At 72.7% G+C, this 16967-nt stretch carries 16 protein-coding genes; 8 read left to right on the forward strand and 8 right to left on the reverse strand.

What is annotated here, in order from left to right:
- Positions 1-40 precede the first annotated feature (40 nt).
- Positions 41-1534, reverse strand: a complete 1494-nt coding sequence (locus AC0665_RS22890; RefSeq protein WP_478603754.1) for an IucA/IucC family protein — start codon at positions 1532-1534, stop codon at positions 41-43.
- 102 nt (positions 1535-1636) lie between these two features.
- Between AC0665_RS22890 and AC0665_RS22895 the strand changes: the two genes are divergently transcribed.
- Together AC0665_RS22895 and AC0665_RS22900 are read left to right on the forward strand one after the other, a co-directional pair.
- The gene (locus AC0665_RS22895; protein ID WP_478603752.1) at positions 1637-3172 is read left to right on the forward strand and encodes an IucA/IucC family protein; all 1536 of its coding nucleotides are present in this window, start codon (positions 1637-1639) and stop codon (positions 3170-3172) included.
- Positions 3173-3234: 62 nt separating this feature from the next.
- Positions 3235-3606 (forward strand): (2Fe-2S) ferredoxin domain-containing protein, encoded by a 372-nt coding sequence (locus AC0665_RS22900; RefSeq protein WP_478603750.1) that lies wholly within the window; start codon positions 3235-3237, stop codon positions 3604-3606.
- Positions 3607-3612: 6 nt separating this feature from the next.
- On the opposite strand, the gene AC0665_RS22905 is transcribed toward AC0665_RS22900, so the two are convergent.
- The 3 genes from AC0665_RS22905 to AC0665_RS22915 form a co-directional block, all read right to left on the reverse strand.
- Entirely contained in the window at positions 3613-5115 is a 1503-nt protein-coding gene (locus AC0665_RS22905; protein WP_478705687.1) for an APC family permease, read from the reverse strand.
- Positions 5116-5338: 223 nt separating this feature from the next.
- On the reverse strand, positions 5339-5872 hold the full coding sequence (locus AC0665_RS22910) for a DUF1360 domain-containing protein (protein WP_468403342.1): 534 nt from the start codon (positions 5870-5872) through the stop codon (positions 5339-5341).
- Entirely contained in the window at positions 5865-6824 is a 960-nt protein-coding gene (locus AC0665_RS22915; protein WP_478603745.1) for a Rieske (2Fe-2S) protein, read from the reverse strand. Before AC0665_RS22915 ends, AC0665_RS22910 begins: the two co-directional genes overlap by 8 nt.
- Positions 6825-6982: 158 nt before the next feature.
- Between AC0665_RS22915 and AC0665_RS22920 the strand changes: the two genes are divergently transcribed.
- The gene (locus tag AC0665_RS22920) at positions 6983-7897 is read left to right on the forward strand and encodes a HipA family kinase (RefSeq protein WP_478603743.1); all 915 of its coding nucleotides are present in this window, start codon (positions 6983-6985) and stop codon (positions 7895-7897) included.
- Positions 7898-7966: 69 nt separating this feature from the next.
- Here AC0665_RS22920 and aceB read toward each other — a convergent pair whose 3' ends face one another.
- The gene (gene aceB, locus AC0665_RS22925) at positions 7967-9592 is read right to left on the reverse strand and encodes a malate synthase A (RefSeq protein ID WP_478705688.1); all 1626 of its coding nucleotides are present in this window, start codon (positions 9590-9592) and stop codon (positions 7967-7969) included.
- A 221-nt stretch (positions 9593-9813) separates the two neighbouring features.
- Positions 9814-10428 (reverse strand): nucleotidyltransferase family protein, encoded by a 615-nt coding sequence (locus AC0665_RS22930; protein WP_478603739.1) that lies wholly within the window; start codon positions 10426-10428, stop codon positions 9814-9816.
- Positions 10429-10671: 243 nt separating this feature from the next.
- Here AC0665_RS22930 and AC0665_RS22935 point away from each other — a divergent pair, with 243 nt between their 5' ends.
- Positions 10672-11001 (forward strand): DUF5955 family protein, encoded by a 330-nt coding sequence (locus AC0665_RS22935; protein WP_468403351.1) that lies wholly within the window; start codon positions 10672-10674, stop codon positions 10999-11001.
- 287 nt (positions 11002-11288) lie between these two features.
- Here the strand turns inward: AC0665_RS22935 and AC0665_RS22940 are convergent, their stop codons facing one another.
- Complete coding sequence (locus tag AC0665_RS22940; RefSeq protein ID WP_363119186.1) at positions 11289-12086, reverse strand: IclR family transcriptional regulator; 798 nt, start codon at positions 12084-12086, stop codon at positions 11289-11291.
- Positions 12087-12332: 246 nt separating this feature from the next.
- Here AC0665_RS22940 and allB point away from each other — a divergent pair, with 246 nt between their 5' ends.
- Entirely contained in the window at positions 12333-13673 is a 1341-nt protein-coding gene (gene allB / locus AC0665_RS22945; protein WP_478705689.1) for an allantoinase AllB, read from the forward strand.
- Between the two features lie 39 nt (positions 13674-13712).
- A complete protein-coding gene (gene alc, locus AC0665_RS22950) occupies positions 13713-14828 on the forward strand; it encodes an allantoicase (RefSeq protein WP_478705690.1) in 1116 nt (371 codons plus the stop codon).
- 57 nt (positions 14829-14885) lie between these two features.
- On the opposite strand, the gene AC0665_RS22955 is transcribed toward alc, so the two are convergent.
- Positions 14886-15629, reverse strand: a complete 744-nt coding sequence (locus AC0665_RS22955; RefSeq protein WP_468403358.1) for an SDR family oxidoreductase — start codon at positions 15627-15629, stop codon at positions 14886-14888.
- A 208-nt stretch (positions 15630-15837) separates the two neighbouring features.
- Here AC0665_RS22955 and AC0665_RS22960 point away from each other — a divergent pair, with 208 nt between their 5' ends.
- Complete coding sequence (locus tag AC0665_RS22960; RefSeq protein ID WP_478603732.1) at positions 15838-16464, forward strand: dihydrofolate reductase family protein; 627 nt, start codon at positions 15838-15840, stop codon at positions 16462-16464.
- A 107-nt stretch (positions 16465-16571) separates the two neighbouring features.
- Positions 16572-16967, forward strand: a complete 396-nt coding sequence (locus AC0665_RS22965) for a ribonuclease domain-containing protein (RefSeq protein ID WP_478705691.1) — start codon at positions 16572-16574, stop codon at positions 16965-16967.

The following is a 16967-nucleotide window of genomic DNA, read 5'->3' on the forward strand; positions in this document are numbered from 1 at the left end:
GGATCCTATTGATCACCCCGCTCCGGCTCCAAAACGGGGCTCAGCGCAGCGGATTGGGCAGTTCCGCCCACTGGTCCCCGGGCGTGCGCGGTGAGAGCCGCATCAGCGTCAGCGCCTTGGCGGGCAGGGGATCCGCGCACAGCGCCGCCAGGTCGGGGGTGCGCGGCAGATCCCGGACGGCCGCCTCCAGGGCCGCGGCCAGCGCAGGACCCGACCCGGCCGTCCCGGCCAGGGCGCCCGCCACGAGCGAGCCGAACAGCTTGCGCCGCAGGGCGCGTTCGTCGTCCGTGACCATCCGGGCGGGCAGCTCGGGCACCTCGATACCGTGCCGGGCCAGACGGGCCGGGCTGACACGGATGTCGGCCAGGTCGCGGTAGACCAGCCGCAGGGGCTCACCCGTCCTGGAGAGGACCACCAGGAGGTTCTGGCCGTGTGCCTCCAGGGCCACGCCCAGCTCCAGCAGCCGCAGCCCGACCGTGAGGGCGAGCCGGGCGAAAGCGGCCAGCCAGGCGGGGGAGCCGGGCAGATCCGTCGTGGCGAGCGCCGCCACCGGCAGGACCCGTTCACCGCTGCCCGCGTACGTCTGCGGCGACTCCCGCAGGACGGCCGCGAAGTCCGGGGAACCGGCCGCCGCCGCACCCAGCGTGCGGGTGACGTGCAGCAGTCCGTCCGTGCGCGCCGCCGGGATCCCGGCGAAGTCCGACAGCACCGCCGACGCGGCCACCGACGGCAGGGAGATGTCCCGCACCGAGGACGTCAGCCGGGCACTCAGCGAGGTCTTCACCTGCGGCCCGCCGGGCAGGGCCAGAGTCCGCAGGGACATCAGCGGATGCGCGGGGCGCCGCTCCTCGCACGTCCGCTTCAGCACATGCTCCGCCTGCCACGGATGCACCGGCAGCACCACCCGCCCCTCATCCCGCAGCTCGTCCGGCCACGCGCCCGTCACCAGGCACTCCTCCGCCCGCACCGGCACCAGCCCCAGCTCCACGACCGGCCGGTGCTCGGGCCCGTAGGCCAGCTGCTCGGCCACCGAGAAGCCGGGCCGCGACCGGCACGTCGGATGGAACGGGTGCCCGTCGACGATCCGCTGCTCCCACTCCCAGTCGCTCTCCGGCCAGTCGCCCCCCTCGTCCTCCTGCCCCGCCCGCGACAACGCCAGCGAGGCGACGCTGTGCCCGAGTTCGGCGGCGAAGGAAGCGGAGTGCGCGACGGCGAGGTCCGTCATCAGCCGCGCCGGATCCTCGTACACCGCCTCACCGAGCCGTACGACGGTGACGTACGCGCCGGTCGCGTACGGGTCGGGCCGGGGGCCGTGCAGCCGGCGGCCGTCCGACAGCGACAGCGTGAGCCCGTCCCCGTCCGGCTCCCTGCGGGTCACCCAGGGCAGCGGATCATGGGCCAGACCGCGCCACAGGCGGGACAGCACGGCCGCCCGGGCGCCGGGCAGTTCGGCCTCGTACCGCGGCAGCAGGCCGGGCCGAACGACGGACAGCTCGTCGGCGACCTCGGTCTCGGCGGTGGGGGGACGGTGCACGGGCGGGCTCCTCGGGTACGCATAGGGGGCGTCACAGCGGAATGGCGACGACCTCCATACTGATCATCTCCGCCCGGAACGCTGGAAGGACCGTAGGGACGAGTGGAACGCGTGGACCTCATGCCCCCGCCCGCCGACGACGACTCGGCCCACGGTGACGACCCGGCCACCGGTGCCCTCGCCGACGCATATGCCGCCGTACCCCTGCTGAACTGCCTGCTGCGGGAGGTCGCCCGGCCGGTGCGCCAGGAGGGCGACCGCAGTGTCCACCGGCTGCCCGGCGGCGACCGGCTGCTGCGGGTGCGCGGAGCACGGCGGCCTGCCGAGCCGGAGATCGAGGTCGCGGGCGCCTGGCACCGCGTCGGCCACACCGAGCTGGTCGAGCTCGTCGCCGAGGAACTGCGCCGGCACACCGGTCTGCCCAACCACGAACTGCCCGCCGAGATGCTCGCCAGCCGGGACGTCGTGGCCGCCCTGCTCGCCGCACGGGCCCGGGCCACCCCGCCCGACGACCTCTACCTGCGCTCCGAGCAGTCCCTCCTCACCGGCCACACCCACCACCCGGCCCCCAAGGCACGCGGGAGCGGCCCCGCCACCGGCTGGCTGCCGTACGCGCCCGAGGCCTACGCCAGCTTTCCGATGGCCCTGCTCGGGCTGCGGGAGGACGCCGTCGTCGAGGAGGGCGACACCTCCGCCCTCGACGCCCTCGGCACCGCCCCGCCCGGTTACCGCCTCCTTCCGGCCCACCCCTGGCAGCTCGATCTCGCCGCGCAGGAGCTCGCCGGAGCCTTCGCGGACGGCAGGCTGATCCGGCTCGGCACCACCGCCTCCGAGGCCTGGCCCACGGCCGCGATCCGCACGCTCTACAAGCCCGAGCGGGATCTCTTCCTCAAGTTCAGCCTGGACGTGCGCATCACCAACGACATCCGCCGCCTGTGGCGCCACGACCTGCTCGCCCTGCGCAGGACGGACGCGGCCGTGTGCGCCTCCTTCGAGACGTTCGGCGGGCACTCGGCCTGGCTCAGCGACCGCGGCTACCGCACCGCCGACTTCGCCTTCGAGGCCCTGGCCGTCCTCGTCCGCGACGGCTTCGGCGAGCGTCTGCTGCCCGGTGCGACCCCGCTGCTGGCCGCCGGTCTCGTCGAGGGCTTCGACGGCAGCCCGCTCGACCGTGCCGCCGACCCCGGGACCTGGTGGGCGGCCTATCTGGCCCAGGTCGTGCCCCCGGCGCTGACGGCGTTCGCCGAGCACGGCGTGGTCATCGAGGCCCACCTCCAGAACACCCTGGTCGCCGTCGACGCCGACGGCCTGCCGGTGCAGGCGCTGTACCGGGACGCCGAGGGCGTGAAACTGCTGCCGGACGTGCCGCGCCGGGCCGGCTGGGAGCGGCTCGTGTACTGCCTGGTGGTCAACCACCTGATGGAGATCGCCGGCGCCCTCGCCGAACGCCACCCCGGGTTCGACCCCTGGCCCGCGGCCCGTCGTGAACTCGCCCGCCACGACCTTCCGGAGATCCCCGCGCTGCTCACCTCACCGACCCTGCCCGCCAAGACCAACCTGCTGCTGCGCTGGACGGGCGCGGACGGCGCCGACGCCCGCTACCTTCCGCTGCCCAACCCGCTGAGGGAAGGGACCTGACCCGCCGGGCCCGGCACCCGCGTGACATGATCATCGCCATGCGCAGAGAGGGAGGGAGCGGCATGTCCGCGACGCCGGACGCTGGAGTCCCCTGCCGCATCGTCGTCTGCCGGGATTGTTGTTGCGGCACCCGCAAGATCAGAGGCGTCGATCACGCCGCCCAGACAGACCGCCTGCGCGAGGCGGCACCGGTACGTGTCTCCGACTGCCTCGACGTCTGCGACCAGGCCAACGTCATCGTCGTCCAGCCCTCCACCGAGGGCCGGGCCGCCGGGGGCCGTCCGGTGTGGCTGGGACTGGTCAACGACCAGGCCGCCACCGAGGACGTCGTCTCCTGGGTGCGTGCGGGCGGCCCCGGCGTCGCGCCGGTGCCCGAGATCCTCGACCTGTACGTCTTCAGCCCGTTCACGAGGCGCGCCGCCGACAGCTCATGAGACATGTCAGGACTCCTTGCCGTCGACGAGGGCTGCCGGGTCGACCACGCTCGGGTGTTCCGACCAGAAGGCGGGCGCCCTCAGCCGCCGCACGATCATGAGGACGACACCCGCGAGGACGAGGCCGACGCCGATGACGAGCGGCGGTCCGAGCCCGAACCACGAGACGCCGCTGTAGGAGTTGGCGGGGTCGGACAGGTCCGCCACGGACTCCACCAGCAGCCACGCCAGCAGGCCGGAGCCGATCAGCGGGCCGAGGCCGATGAAGAAGAGGTCGCGGGCGCTGCGGGTCAACTGGCGGCGGTAGTACACCGCGCAGGCGAGTCCCGTGAGCGCGTAGTAGAAGGCGATCAGCAGGGACAGGGCGGTGAGGGAGTCGAACAGGGCGTCCTCGCTGAGGTGGTAGAGGACGAGGTACCAGGCGATGGCGATGCCGGCGACCCACCAGGTGCTCACGTCGGGGGTACGGAAGCGCGGGTGGATGCGGCCGAAGTGCGCGGGCAGGGCGTGCCGGCGGGCCATCGACAGGCCGGTGCGCGAGGCCGGGATGATCGTCGTCTGCGTGGAGGCGAGCGCGGACGTGGACACCGCCAGCAGCACGACCCAGTCCCAGCCGCCCATGGCCTCCTCGGCGAGCAGGGCGAAGACGAACTCCTCCTCCGCCGCGTTCTCGGCGAGGTACTCCGTCCCGGCGTACGCCACGACCGCGAAGGCGACCGCGAGGTAGGTCACCAGCAGCAGCACCGTCGACCAGACGGCCGCCCTGCCCGGGGCGGTGGCCGAGTCCTCGACCTCCTCGGTGAGGTTGACCGCCGACTCCCACCCCCAGTAGATGAACACGCCCAGCAGCAAGGACGCGGTCAGTGACGCTCCGCCGGCCCCGAACGGGTTCAGCCAGCCGAACCCCGGGTCGAGGGAGTCGAGGGTGCCGGTGCCGGCGTAGACGCGCTGGAGCGCCACCACGGCGAAGGCCAGCAGACAGACGACCTGCGCCAGGATGAGGACGTTCTGAACCTTGGCCGAGACCTCGGTGCCGATGACGCACACGGCCGTCATCAGCAGGATGAGCAGCACCGTGAGCACCTGGCGCACCACGTCGTTCTCGGCCCACCCGTCCAGGCCGACGGCGAGCAGGAAGAACGTCACGGCGACGTCCGCGAGCGATCCGACGACCAGGACGCCGGTCATCGTGATGGCCCAGCCGCCGAGCCAGCCGGCCCAGGGCCCCATGGCCCGGGTGACCCAGGAGAACGTCGTGCCGCAGTCCTGGTCGACCTTGTTGAGGTGGTAGAACGCCGACGCGATCAGCAGCATGGGCACGAACGACGCGAGCATCACACCGGGGGCGTGGATGCCGACCAGCGCCACGATCGGGCCGATGACCGCCGCCACGGAGTACGCGGGGGACGTCGCGTTGAGCCCGATGACCAGCGCGTCGAGGAACCCGATGGCGTCGGGCTTGAGGCTCGCGTGCGGGGGCCGGCCCGCGTCCGTGCCGTCGTCGGCCATGCTCCCTCGCTCCCTGTGTGTGCGTCCATACAACAGGGAGCCAAGGGGCGTATCAGCGATTCATGGACTTTTCGGGCTTCATGTCGACATCCGGCTCCGCACCAGCAGCCACGGCGGTCATCAGGCCGGCGCGCGCAACCGGTCGGGCGTGTCGGCCCGGCGCGCGACCAGCAGCAGCCAGCCCGGCGAGCCCCACCTGCGTCGGCGCCCGGCTCCGGCGCGGTCAGTCGCCGGTTGTCTTGTCCATCAACGCGCCGTACGCCAGTTGCAGCGTGTCCGCCCCGGCCAGGGCGGCGAGCGTGCCCATGGCGGTCCGGGTCGCGCGCGGCCAGAGCAGCTGGCCTGCGGTCAGGGCCGAGGCGACCCAGACGCTCATGCAGAACGGGCAGGTCGCGAGCTCGCCGACGGTGTGCCTGCCCTGCTCGGGCTGTGCCTCCTCGTGCAGCTCGGCGGGGCCCTGCGGCCCGACGTACCGGGTGAAGGGGGCGCGTAGCGGACTGGTCACGGCCGCCTTGCTGAGCAGCCGGCTCAGCCGGAACGTCGCCACCGACGTCAGCACCACGTCCCACGGCTCGGGCCGCTCGGGCACCGGGCGCCCGCTGCGCCGTACCGCCGTGGTCCAGGCCGCCGTGCAGGCCGCGAAGCCCGCCATGGCCGCGAGGTAGCCGCCCAGCGGCCGGTCGTGCCCGGCCGAGTAGTCCCGGCCGGCGCGCCTCAGTGCCCCGTGCAGCCGGCGCGTCAGACGGTTGTCAGTCATGGTCTCCGTGTCCATGGGCAGCCCCCGATCGTGTCGTGTTCCGTCGCCCGGCCGGTTCCCCGCCGTTCTGGTGACGCAGCCGCACCTCGACGTGCCCGTCGGTGATCCGCGTCTCGAAGGAGGGCTGGGGCGCGGTGGCGGGTCCGCGTACGTTCCAGCCGTCGGAGAGCCGGAAGACACTGCCGTGCCACGGGCACCGCACACAGCCGTCTGCGACCGTGCCCTCGGACAGCGGCCCCGCGAGGTGGCTGCACCGGTCGGCCAGCGCGTGGATCGCCCCGCCGGTCTCGCGCACCACCAGCACCGGCACGTCGTCCACGCTGCGCCGCACCGGCTCCCCGGCGGGGAACTCGTCGACGGTTCCGATCCGGTGCCAGCCCGCGGAGACGACGTTCGGGACCTCTTCGGCGTGGTTGGCTCCGGAGGCCTGCCGGTAGGCCAGGTGGCCGCCCAGCATGCCGCCGGCCCCGACCGCCGTCAGCCCCAGGAAGCCGTAGGCCCGGCCCGCCCCCTCGCGGCCCTTGACACGGCAGGCGAGCGAGGCGGCGTACAGGCCGACGGCCACCGTGTTGGACAGGGCGTGCACCAGTCCGATCCGCTGCTGGCGGGGATGCAGCTCCGCCCAGTCGACCCAGCCGGCCACGGCCGCGGGAGCCGCCGAGCCCAGCCCGACCCCGATCAGCAGCCGCGACGCGCGGGAGTGGCCGGGGCTCAGGTCCAGGACCGCCGCCGACAGCCAGCTCCCTATCGGCACCTGCACCATCAGCGGGTGCACGGGGTGTCCCAGCCACCTTCCGTGCAGCAGGTCCCGGCCGGGCCCCAGGGGCAGGGCCCGCACACGCTTGCGGAGCGTGTCGATCACCGCATCGGCCCTGGACTCGTGTTCCAGGCGGTCCAGCAACCACAGGAGACGGTTCTGCCGCATCAGGCGGCGGCGTGGGGTTGCGCTCATGCTCGGCCGGGTCCCCACCCGCACCAGCGGCAAACGGCACCTCGCGTGCGACGTCGCGGCGGCTGCCCAGCTCGGGCCCCGGACCAGCGACCCTCGCCGGCTGTCACGCCCGGTTACCATGGCCCCTTCGGATTCCGCCCCTTGGGGAGCCCTGGACCATGCTGAGAGAGGTCACCGCGACCCGCTACGTCGAACCCCTGCGGTCCGGCGGTTCCGTCCCCGGCGTCGTCGAGGCGGACGACCTCGGCACCTACGTCGTGAAGTTCACCGGCTCCGCGCAGGGCCGCAAGGCGCTCGTCGCCGAGGTGATCGTCGGGGAGCTGGCCCGCGCCCTCGGGCTGCGCTTCCCCGAGCTGGTCCTGGTGCGGTTCGACCCGGAGATCGCGCGGCACGAGCCGCACCAGGAGGTCCGCGACCTGCACGCGGCCAGCGCGGGCGTCAACCTCGGCATGGATCACCTTCCCGGCGCCCTGGACCTCACCCCGGAGATCGCCCGGGTCTTCCCCGTCGATCGGCTGGAGGCGGGCAGGATCGTCTGGCTCGACGCCCTGACCGTGAACGTCGACCGCACGGTCCACAGCTCCAACCTGATGGTCTGGCCCACCCTCGGCGTCGCGCCCCCGCGCCTGTGGCTGATCGACCACGGCGCCGCGCTGGTCTTCCACCACCGCTGGGACGGTTCGGACCCCCGCAAGGCCTACGACTTCCGGCACCACGCCCTCGGTCACTACGGGCCCGACGTCCGGGCCGCCGACGCCGAGCTGGCACCCCGGGTCACCGAGGAGCTGCTGCGGCGGATCCTCGCCGAGGTCCCGGACGCCTGGCTCGCGGACGAGCCGGCTTTCGCCACCCCGGACGAGGTGCGCGAGGCCTATGTGACCTACCTTCTCGCCCGCGCCCGGGCCTCCGCGCACTGGCTTCCGACCGGCTTCCCCACCCGGGAGGAGCTCGCCGCCGAGGACGTCCAGCGGGCCGCGAGGAACCAGCGGGGACGCCCCGCCTGGCTCAAACAGGTGCCCGACCTGCACGGCAAGCCCGCGGCCCGGCAGGACTGGTCGGCGCACCTCGGGTGAGCGGCCGTACGCGACGGAGCGGCCCGGGGAAGGCCCCGGGCCGCTCCGCGTGTCGGCGTCCCCGCCGCGTCAGCCCTTGAGCTGCTCGTACGCCGGCAGCGTCAGGAAGTCGGCGTAGTCCTCGTCGAGGGAGACCGTCAGCAGCAGGTCGTGGGCCTGCTGCCAGTTGCCGGCCGCGAAGGCCTCCTCGCCGATCTCCGCCTTGATGTTCGCGAGTTCCTCGGCGGCGACCTTGCGGGCCAGCTCGGCGGTGACCTGCTCGCCGTTGTCCAGGACGACCTCCGCGTTGATCCACTGCCAGATCTGGGAGCGGGAGATCTCGGCGGTGGCCGCGTCCTCCATCAGGTTGAAGATGGCGACCGCGCCGAGGCCGCGCAGCCACGCCTCGATGTAACGGATGCCGACCTGCACGGCGTTGACCAGACCCGCGTAGGTGGGCTTGGCGTCGAGCGAGTCGATGGCGATCAGGTCGGCCGCCTCGACCTCGACGTCCTCGCGCAGCCGGTCCTTCTGGTTCGGCTTGTCGCCGAGGACCTTGTCGAAGGACTCCATGGCGATCGGCACCAGGTCGGGGTGGGCGACCCAGGAGCCGTCGAAACCGTCGTTCGCCTCGCGGTCCTTGTCGGCGCGGACCTTCTCGAAGGCGACCTTGTTGACCTCGGCGTCCCGCCGGGAGGGGATGAAGGCCGCCATGCCGCCGATGGCGTGCGCGCCGCGCTTGTGGCAGGTGCGGACGAGGAGTTCGGTGTAGGCGCGCATGAACGGGGCCGTCATCGTCACCGCGTTGCGGTCCGGCAGGACGAACCTGGCGCCGCCGTCACGGAAGTTCTTGACGATGGAGAACAGGTAGTCCCAGCGGCCCGCGTTCAGCCCGGAGGCGTGGTCGCGCAGTTCGTAGAGGATCTCCTCCATCTCGTACGCGGCGGTGATCGTCTCGATGAGGACGGTCGCGCGGACCGTGCCGTGCGGGATGCCGCAGTACTCCTGCGCGAAGACGAACACCTCGTTCCACAGGCGCGCCTCCAGGTGGGACTCCGTCTTCGGGAGGTAGAAGTACGGGCCCTTGCCGAGGTCCAGCAGGCGCTGGGCGTTGTGGAAGAAGTACAGGCCGAAGTCGACGAGGGCGCCGGGCACGGGTGTGCCGTCGGCGTCGACGAGGTGGCGCTCGTTCAGGTGCCAGCCGCGCGGGCGCATCACGACCGTCGCGAGTTCCTCGTCGGCCTTCAGGGTGTACGACTTGCCGGACTTCGGGTCGGTGAAGTCGATGTTCCGGGTGTAGGCGTCGATCAGGTTGACCTGGCCGAGGACCACGTTCTCCCAGGTGGGCGCGGAGGCGTCCTCGAAGTCCGCGAGCCACACCCTGGCGCCCGAGTTGAGGGCGTTGATGGTCATCTTGCGATCGGTGGGGCCGGTGATCTCGACCCGGCGGTCGTTCAGGGCGTCCGGGGCCGTGGCGACCTTCCAGGAGTCGTCGGCGCGGACCGCGGCGGTCTCCGGGAGGAAGTCGAGGGTGCAGGTGCGGGCGATCTCGGCGCGGCGCTCGGCGCGGCGGGCGAGGAGTTCGTCACGCCGGGGCGTGAACCGCCGGTGCAGCTCGGCCACGAAGGCGAGTGCCGCTTCGGTGAGGACCTCCTCCTGCCGGGGCAGGGGCTCGGCGTCGACGATGGCCAGCGGGGACGGCGCTGGAGCGGACATGAACGGTCACTTCCTTCAGCGAGCTGTGAAGACGAGCCGGCGTGCGTGGCACCGGGTGCCAGTCTTCCCGGATACGGCGTTCGGCGCCCGGGCAGCCATCGGGCGCTTCTGAACAGTGGATACTAGTTTCCTCATGGTGGAAGTTCAATCGTCTGTTGACGTCGAGATTCTCCGGGTCGAGGCAAGGTGGCGCTCCGTGCCACCCCGCTCACTCCGGGCGCTCACTCCAAGTGGCTCAGATCGGCCGGGGTGTCGATATCGAACGGCTGGGCGATGTCCCCGCACTCGACGAAGGTGATCGCCTGCCGGTGCTCCTTCAGGTAGGCGCGTGCCCCCCGGTCGCCGGTCGCGGTCGCGGCGACCCCCGTCCAGTGGGCGGCCCCGAACAGCACCGGGTGCCCGCGTACGCCGTCGTAGGCGGCCGATGCGAGGGACTCCTTTCCCTCGTACGCCGCGAGGACCCGGGCCACCGCGTCCGGCCCGATGCCGGGCTGGTCGACGAGCGAGACCAGTGCGGCCCGGGCGCCGGTGCCGGCGAGCGAGTCGAGCCCGGTGCGCAGCGAACTGCCCATGCCCTGCTCCCAGTCGGGGTTGTCGACCAGGACGCAGCCCGGCAGTGCGGCGCGTGCGCGCACGTCGTCGGCCTGGGCGCCCAGGACCACGTGGACTGTCGCGCAGCCGCCCTCCCGCAGCACCCGCACCGCGTGTTCCACGAGCGGCCGTCCCCGGTGGGGGAGCAGCGCCTTGGGCCGTCCGCCGAGCCGCCGCCCGCCCCCGGCGGCCAGCAGCAGCCCCGCAACCGCTTGCACCCCGCCCGTCGTCTCCGGTGTCGTCATGCCTCCTGCATACCGCACGCCCCGCACAGGGGTACGACAGCGCGCGGCGAGCCTCGGACAGGCGTGCGCCTCGGGCCAGAAAGTCACGCAGTGAGACAAGTCGATGACGCAATGGACTGGCGCCTGGTGGTCCGCGTCGTTTACTGTCGCCCGCACCGACCGGCCGGGCGGCCGACGCCCGTACGGTCAGGGGGACTTCGCGTCGGAAGGGCACGCGCACGGCGAGGTGCGAGGGGGAGGACTGTGTTGCGGAGCGTGGAGCAGAAGCGGCAGGGGCCTGTGACCGGCGGCGAGGAGGACCCGCGCGTGACGGAGCTGTGCTCCGCCGTGTCCCGGTTGCGCCGTCGACTGGCCGCCCATCCCGGCGAGTTCGCCGACCGGAGCATCGCCGAGGAGGAACTGGCCGCGCTGGCGGCGATGGCCGCCGACGGCCTTCCCGAGATCCCCCGCCTGCACCGCTCGCTCCTGCTGATCGCGGGCGCGATCGGCTCGGTGAGCGCGCTTTCCGCGGAGCTGACGGAGGTCCGGCGCGCGGTGGACCTCTTCGGAGGCCCGATGCGCGGCCAGGGCTGAGAACCGGCCCACCGCCCGGAACGGCGATCGGCCACGCCGTCGACCGGACGACCCCGGCACGCTCTGCCGGTTCGGTGTCCGGTGGGTGTGGCTCGCGGCGTTACTCGGGCCCGGTCTGCTGCACGCCCGGGTGCGGTCTCATCGGTCGCCGCCTCGGTGTGCGGGCGGCCCGGGCGTGCCCAGGGGGCTGAGCCCGTCCCGGCCTCCCTGGAGGGGTGACCCGGCTCTTCAGCCCGCCCGGCGCTCCGAAGGGCTGGGCCGGGTCGCCCGCAGGGGCGGCTGGGGCGTCAGGCCGGGCTCTGGCTGGCGAGGGCCGCGGACAGTTCGCCGGCGACCTGCTGGAGGACCGGCACGATCTTGTCCGTCGCCGCCTCCGTGACCCGGCCGGCCGGGCCGGAGATGGAGATGGCCGCGGCGGTGGGGGAGTCCGGCACCGGGACCGCGAGGCAGCGGACCCCGATCTCCTGCTCGTTGTCGTCGATGGCGTAACCCTGCCGGCGTACGTCCTCCAGGGCCGCGAGGAAGCCGTCGGCCGTCGTGATCGTCTTCTCCGTCGCGGCGGGCATGCCCGTACGGGACAGCAGCGCCCGCACCTCCTCCGGCGGGAAACCGGCGAGCAGGGCCTTGCCCACCCCCGTGGAGTGCGGCAGCACCCGCCGGCCGACCTCCGTGAACATCCGCATCGAGTGCTTCGACGGCACCTGCGCCACGTAGACGATCTCGTCGCCGTCCAGCAGCGCCATGTTCGCCGTCTCGCCGGTCTCCTCGACCAGCCGCGCGAGATACGGCCGTGCCCAGGTGCCCAGCAGCCGGGAGGCCGACTCGCCGAGCCGGATCAGGCGCGGGCCGAGCGCGTACCGGCGGTTGGGCTGCTGGCGGACGTAGCCACAGGCCACCAGCGTGCGCATCAGGCGGTGGATGGTCGGCAGGGGTAGCCCGCTGCTCGCGGACAGCTCGCTCAGGCCGACCTCGCCGCCCGCGTCCGCCATCCGTTCGAGCAGGTCGAAGGCGCGCTCCAGGGACTGGACCCCGCCGTTGGCGGAGGACCGGGCGGAGTCGGTGGTGCTGGCGCTGGACGTCGGCACGGCGCGTTCCTTTCGGGCGGGCGGGAAGGGCAGAAGCCTACCCGGCAGTCGGTTGACTCCCCGCTTGGACGTAGCTACGTTCTGCTTGCTGGAAGTTTAATTCCGCTTTATGGAAACGTCCAGGAGTTTCGCCGGAAGGGCGCCGTGGTCCAGTGTGCCCTTGACGGGGCGGGAGAGGGAGTGAAAACTCCTTCAACAGAAAGTTGAATTCCGTTACGCGGAAGTAAGCGGAAGTAAGGGGTTCGGGTGTCCGACACTGAACTGGTGCTGCGCTCGACGCGCGTCATCACTCCCGAGGGAACACGTGCCGCCTCCGTTGCCGTGGCCGACGGCAGGATCACGGCCGTCCTCCCGCACGACGCTCCCGTACCGCGGGGCGCCCGTCTGGAGGACCTGGGCGACCACGTCCTGCTGCCCGGCCTGGTCGACACCCACGTGCACGTCAACGACCCCGGCCGCACCGAGTGGGAGGGCTTCTGGACCGCCACCCGCGCCGCGGCGGCCGGCGGCATCACCACCCTCGTCGACATGCCCCTCAACTCCCTCCCGCCCACCACGACCGTCCCGCACCTGCGCACCAAGCAGCGGGTCGCCGCCGACAAGGCGCACATCGACGTGGGTTTCTGGGGCGGCGCCCTGCCCGACAACACCAAGGAACTCCGGTCGCTGCACGAGGCCGGCGTCTTCGGCTTCAAGGCGTTCCTGTCGCCGTCCGGCGTGGACGAGTTCCCGCACCTGGAGCGGGAGCCCCTGGCCCGCACGATGGCCGAGATCGCCGCCTTCGACGGACTGCTCATCGTGCACGCCGAGGACCCCCGCCTCCTCGCCGCGGCCCCGCAGCAGCCGGGCCCGAAGTACGCCGACTTCCTCGCCTCCCGCCCCCGGGACGCCGAGGACAGCGCCATCGCCCAGCTCATCCGCGAGGCGAAGGCACTGAACGCGCGCGTGCACGTCCTGCACCTCTCCTCCAGCGACGCCCTGCCGATGATCGCCGAGGCGCGGGCGGAGGGCGTCCGCGTCACCGTGGAGACGTGCCCCCACTACCTCACCCTCACCGCCGAGGAAGTCCCCGACGGCGCCAGCGAGTTCAAGTGCTGCCCGCCCATCCGCGAGAGCGCCAACCAGGACCTGCTCTGGCAGGCGCTCGCCGACGGCACCATCGACTGCGTCGTCACCGACCACTCCCCGTCCACGGCCGACCTGAAGACCGACGACTTCGCGACGGCCTGGGGCGGCATCTCCGGACTCCAGCTGAGTCTGCCGGCGGTGTGGACGGAGGCACGCAGGCGCGGGCACGGGCTGGAGGACGTGGTGCGCTGGATGTCCACCCGCACCTGCGAACTCGTCGGCCTCGACGACCGCAAGGGCGCCATCGCGGTGGGCCGTGACGCCGACTTCGCCGTGCTCGCCCCCGACGAGACCTTCACCGTCGACCCGGCGGCCCTCCAGCACCGCAACCGCGTCACCGCGTACGCGGGCAGGACCCTGTACGGCGTCGTGAAGTCCACCTGGCTGCGCGGTCAGCGCATCGTCTTGGACGGCGAGTTCACCGAACCGAAGGGGCAGCTCCTCACCCGGAGCAACTGAAGCCCATCCCCGGACACCCGAAAGGAACTCCTGATCATCGTGACGGCGATTCCCAGCTTCACCGGCGACGCGAACCCCTACGGAGGCGGTGACCCGTACGCGGACTACCGCACCGCCGACTTCCCCTTCACCCGGTACACCGACCTCGCCGACCGGCGTCTGGGCGCCGGTGTCATCGCCGCCAACGACGAGTTCTTCGCCCAGCGCGAGAATCTGCTGGTGCCCGGGCCCGCCGAGTTCGACCCCGAGCACTTCGGGCACAAGGGCAAGGTCATGGACGGCTGGGAGACCCGCCGCCGCCGGGGCGCCTCCGCCGACCACCCCTGGCCGACCGACGAGGACCACGACTGGGCGCTGGTGCGCCTCGGGGCCCCGGGCGTGATCCGCGGGATCGTCGTCGACACCGCCCACTTCCGCGGCAACTACCCGCAGGCCGTCTCCGTCGAGGGCACCCGCGTACCGGGCTCCCCCTCGCCGCGGGAACTCCTCGGGGACGACGTGAAGTGGACGACTCTCGTCCCGCGCACCCCGGTCGGCGGCCACGCGGCGAACGGTTTCGCCGTCGAGGTCGAGCAGTGCTTCACGCACCTCCGGGTCAATCAGCACCCCGACGGCGGTATCGCCCGCCTGCGCGTGCACGGCGAGGTCGTCCCCGACCCCGCCTGGCTGGAGGCGCTCGGCACGTTCGACGTCGTCGCCCTGGAGAACGGCGGCCGGGCCGAGGACGCCTCAAACCTCTTCTACTCGCCCGCCTCCAACACCATCCAGCCGGGCCGCTCCCGCAAGATGGACGACGGCTGGGAGACCCGCCGCCGCCGCGACCGGGGCCACGACTGGATCCGCTACCGGCTGGCCGCCCAGGCCCGGATCCGCGCCCTGGAGATCGACACCGCCTACCTCAAGGGCAACAGCGCCGGCTGGGCGTCCGTGTCCGTCAAGGACGGCGAGGACGGCGAGTGGCGGGAGATCCTGCCCCGCACCCGCCTCCAGCCCGACACCAACCACCGCTTCGTCCTGCCGGCCCCGGCCGTCGGCACGCACGCGCGCGTGGACATCTTCCCGGACGGCGGCATCTCCCGGCTGCGGCTGTTCGGCTCCCTGACCGAGGAGGGGGCGAGCCGGCTGGCGGCCCGCCACCAGGAGCTGGGTGGCTGAACCACCCCTCGACCGCGGGGCGCACCGGCCGGACAGCACCGGTGCGCCCCGCGTCCCTCACGCCGCGTGGCCCCCGTCCACCGAGATCTCCGCGCCGGTCACGTACGTCGCCCCCGCCAGATGGGCGACCGTCGACGCCACCTCGTCCGCCGTCCCGAACCTCCCCAGCGCCGTGAACGCCGCCTGCCCGGCCGCGTACGGCCCGTCCGCCGGGTTCATGTCGGTGTCGATCGGGCCGGGAAGGACGAGGTTGGCGGTGATCCCGCGTGCCCCCAGCTCCCGGGCCAGTGCCTTCGTCAGCCCGGCCAGGGCCGCCTTGCTCATCGTGTAGAGCGTCCCGCCGGGTCCCGGCACCCGCTGGGCCATGCAACTGCCGATCGTGATGATCCGCCCGCCGTCGGGCATCCGCGCGGCGGCCGCCTGCGACGCCAGGAAGACACCCCGTACGTTGACGTCGAGGACCCGGTCCACCTCGGCGAGCGACAGGGACTCCAGTGGTCCGAGCACCCCCACGCCCGCGTTGTTCACCAGGATGTCGAACCCGCCCAGCGCCTTGGCCGCCGCGTCCACGACCCCGGCCGCCTCGTCGGCCCGCGCCGCGTCCGCGCGCAGCGCCACCGCCCGGCGCCCGAGCGCCTCCACCTCCCGGACGACGTCCCGCGCCGCCTCCTTGCCGTTCACATAGCCGACGGCCACGTCCGCGCCCTCGCGGGCCAGACGCAGCGCCGTCGCCGCTCCGATGCCACGGCTCCCGCCGGTCACGAGAGCCACCTTGCCGTGCAGAGTTCCTTCAGAAGTCATGGGTCCATCCCAGCGGCGGCGCGGCCGCGCCGCTGGCGGCGAACGGACGTCGAGGTTCCCGGGCCGGGGGAGGGCCGTTCACCGGAGCGAGTCGCGGGTCCGACCGGTGGGGTCGCTGAACAGGCGTACGGACCAGCGACGAGTTGCGGGTGCCGGCGGGGTCTGACGTGATGGCATCAGGCCCCGCACCAGGAAGCAGGCACCCGCCATGGGCAAGCTCGTCTCCACCCTCTTCGTCACCCTCGACGGCGTCTACCAGGCCCCCGGCGGGCCGCGGGAGGACACCCGTGGCGGCTTCGCCCACGGCGGCTGGAGTTTCCCGTACGCCGACGAGGACTTCGGCCGGTTCATGAACGAGGTCTTCGCCCGCCCGGGCGCCTTCCTGCTCGGCCGCCGCACGTACGACATCTTCGCCACCTACTGGCCCCGGATGACCGACCCCACCGACCCGGTCGCCTCCAAGCTGAACTCCCTGCCGAAGTACGTGCCGTCCTCGACCCTGACGGACCCCGGCTGGGAAGGCACCCGGGTGCTCTCCGGTGACCTCGCCGAGGAGGTGGCCGCCGTGAAGGAGGCCACCGACGGCGAGGTCCAGGTGCACGGCAGCGGCGCCCTCGTCGGGTCCCTGCTGGCACTCGACCTGGTCGACACCCTGCACCTGCTGACGTTCCCGGTCGTGCTCGGCTCCGGGTTCCGGCTGTTCGCGGAGGGCGCCGTGCCGACCGCCTTCGAGCACGCCGGCGGGAGCGTCACCGGCGCGGGCGTATCGATCCAGACGTACGACCTGAAGGGCCGCCCGGAGTACGGCGAGTTCGGACAGCCGGAGGACGCGTGAGGGCGCCGGAGGGTCGGTGAACGTCCCGCGAACGCACGGGGTTTCACAGGAAATTCTCTTTGCTTGTCATTGACATGCCAGCTTCTACGCGCGTCATCATGAGCGTCATGAACTTCCCCCCACGCGCCTCGCGGCTCGGCGCAGCAGCCGCCCTCCTGTCCGCTCTCCTCGTCGGCGGAACCGTCTCCGCCAGCACGGCCGACGCGGCCCCCACCGCCGTCGGCGACATCTGCTACAGCGACCTGCCCTCCCAGGCCCATGACACGCTCGACCTGATCGAGCAGGGCGGCCCCTACCCCTTCGACCAGGACGGCACCGTCTTCCGCAACCGCGAAGACGTCCTGCCGAGCCGGGCGTCGGGCTACTACCACGAGTACACGGTCATCACCCCCGGTTCCTCCACCCGCGGCGCGCGGCGCATCGTCACCGGCGAGGAGAACCGGGAGGACTACTACACCGCCGACCACTACGCGTCGTTCGACCTGGTCGACTACGGCTGCTGA

Source organism: Streptomyces sp. NPDC043685, assembly GCF_056436585.1.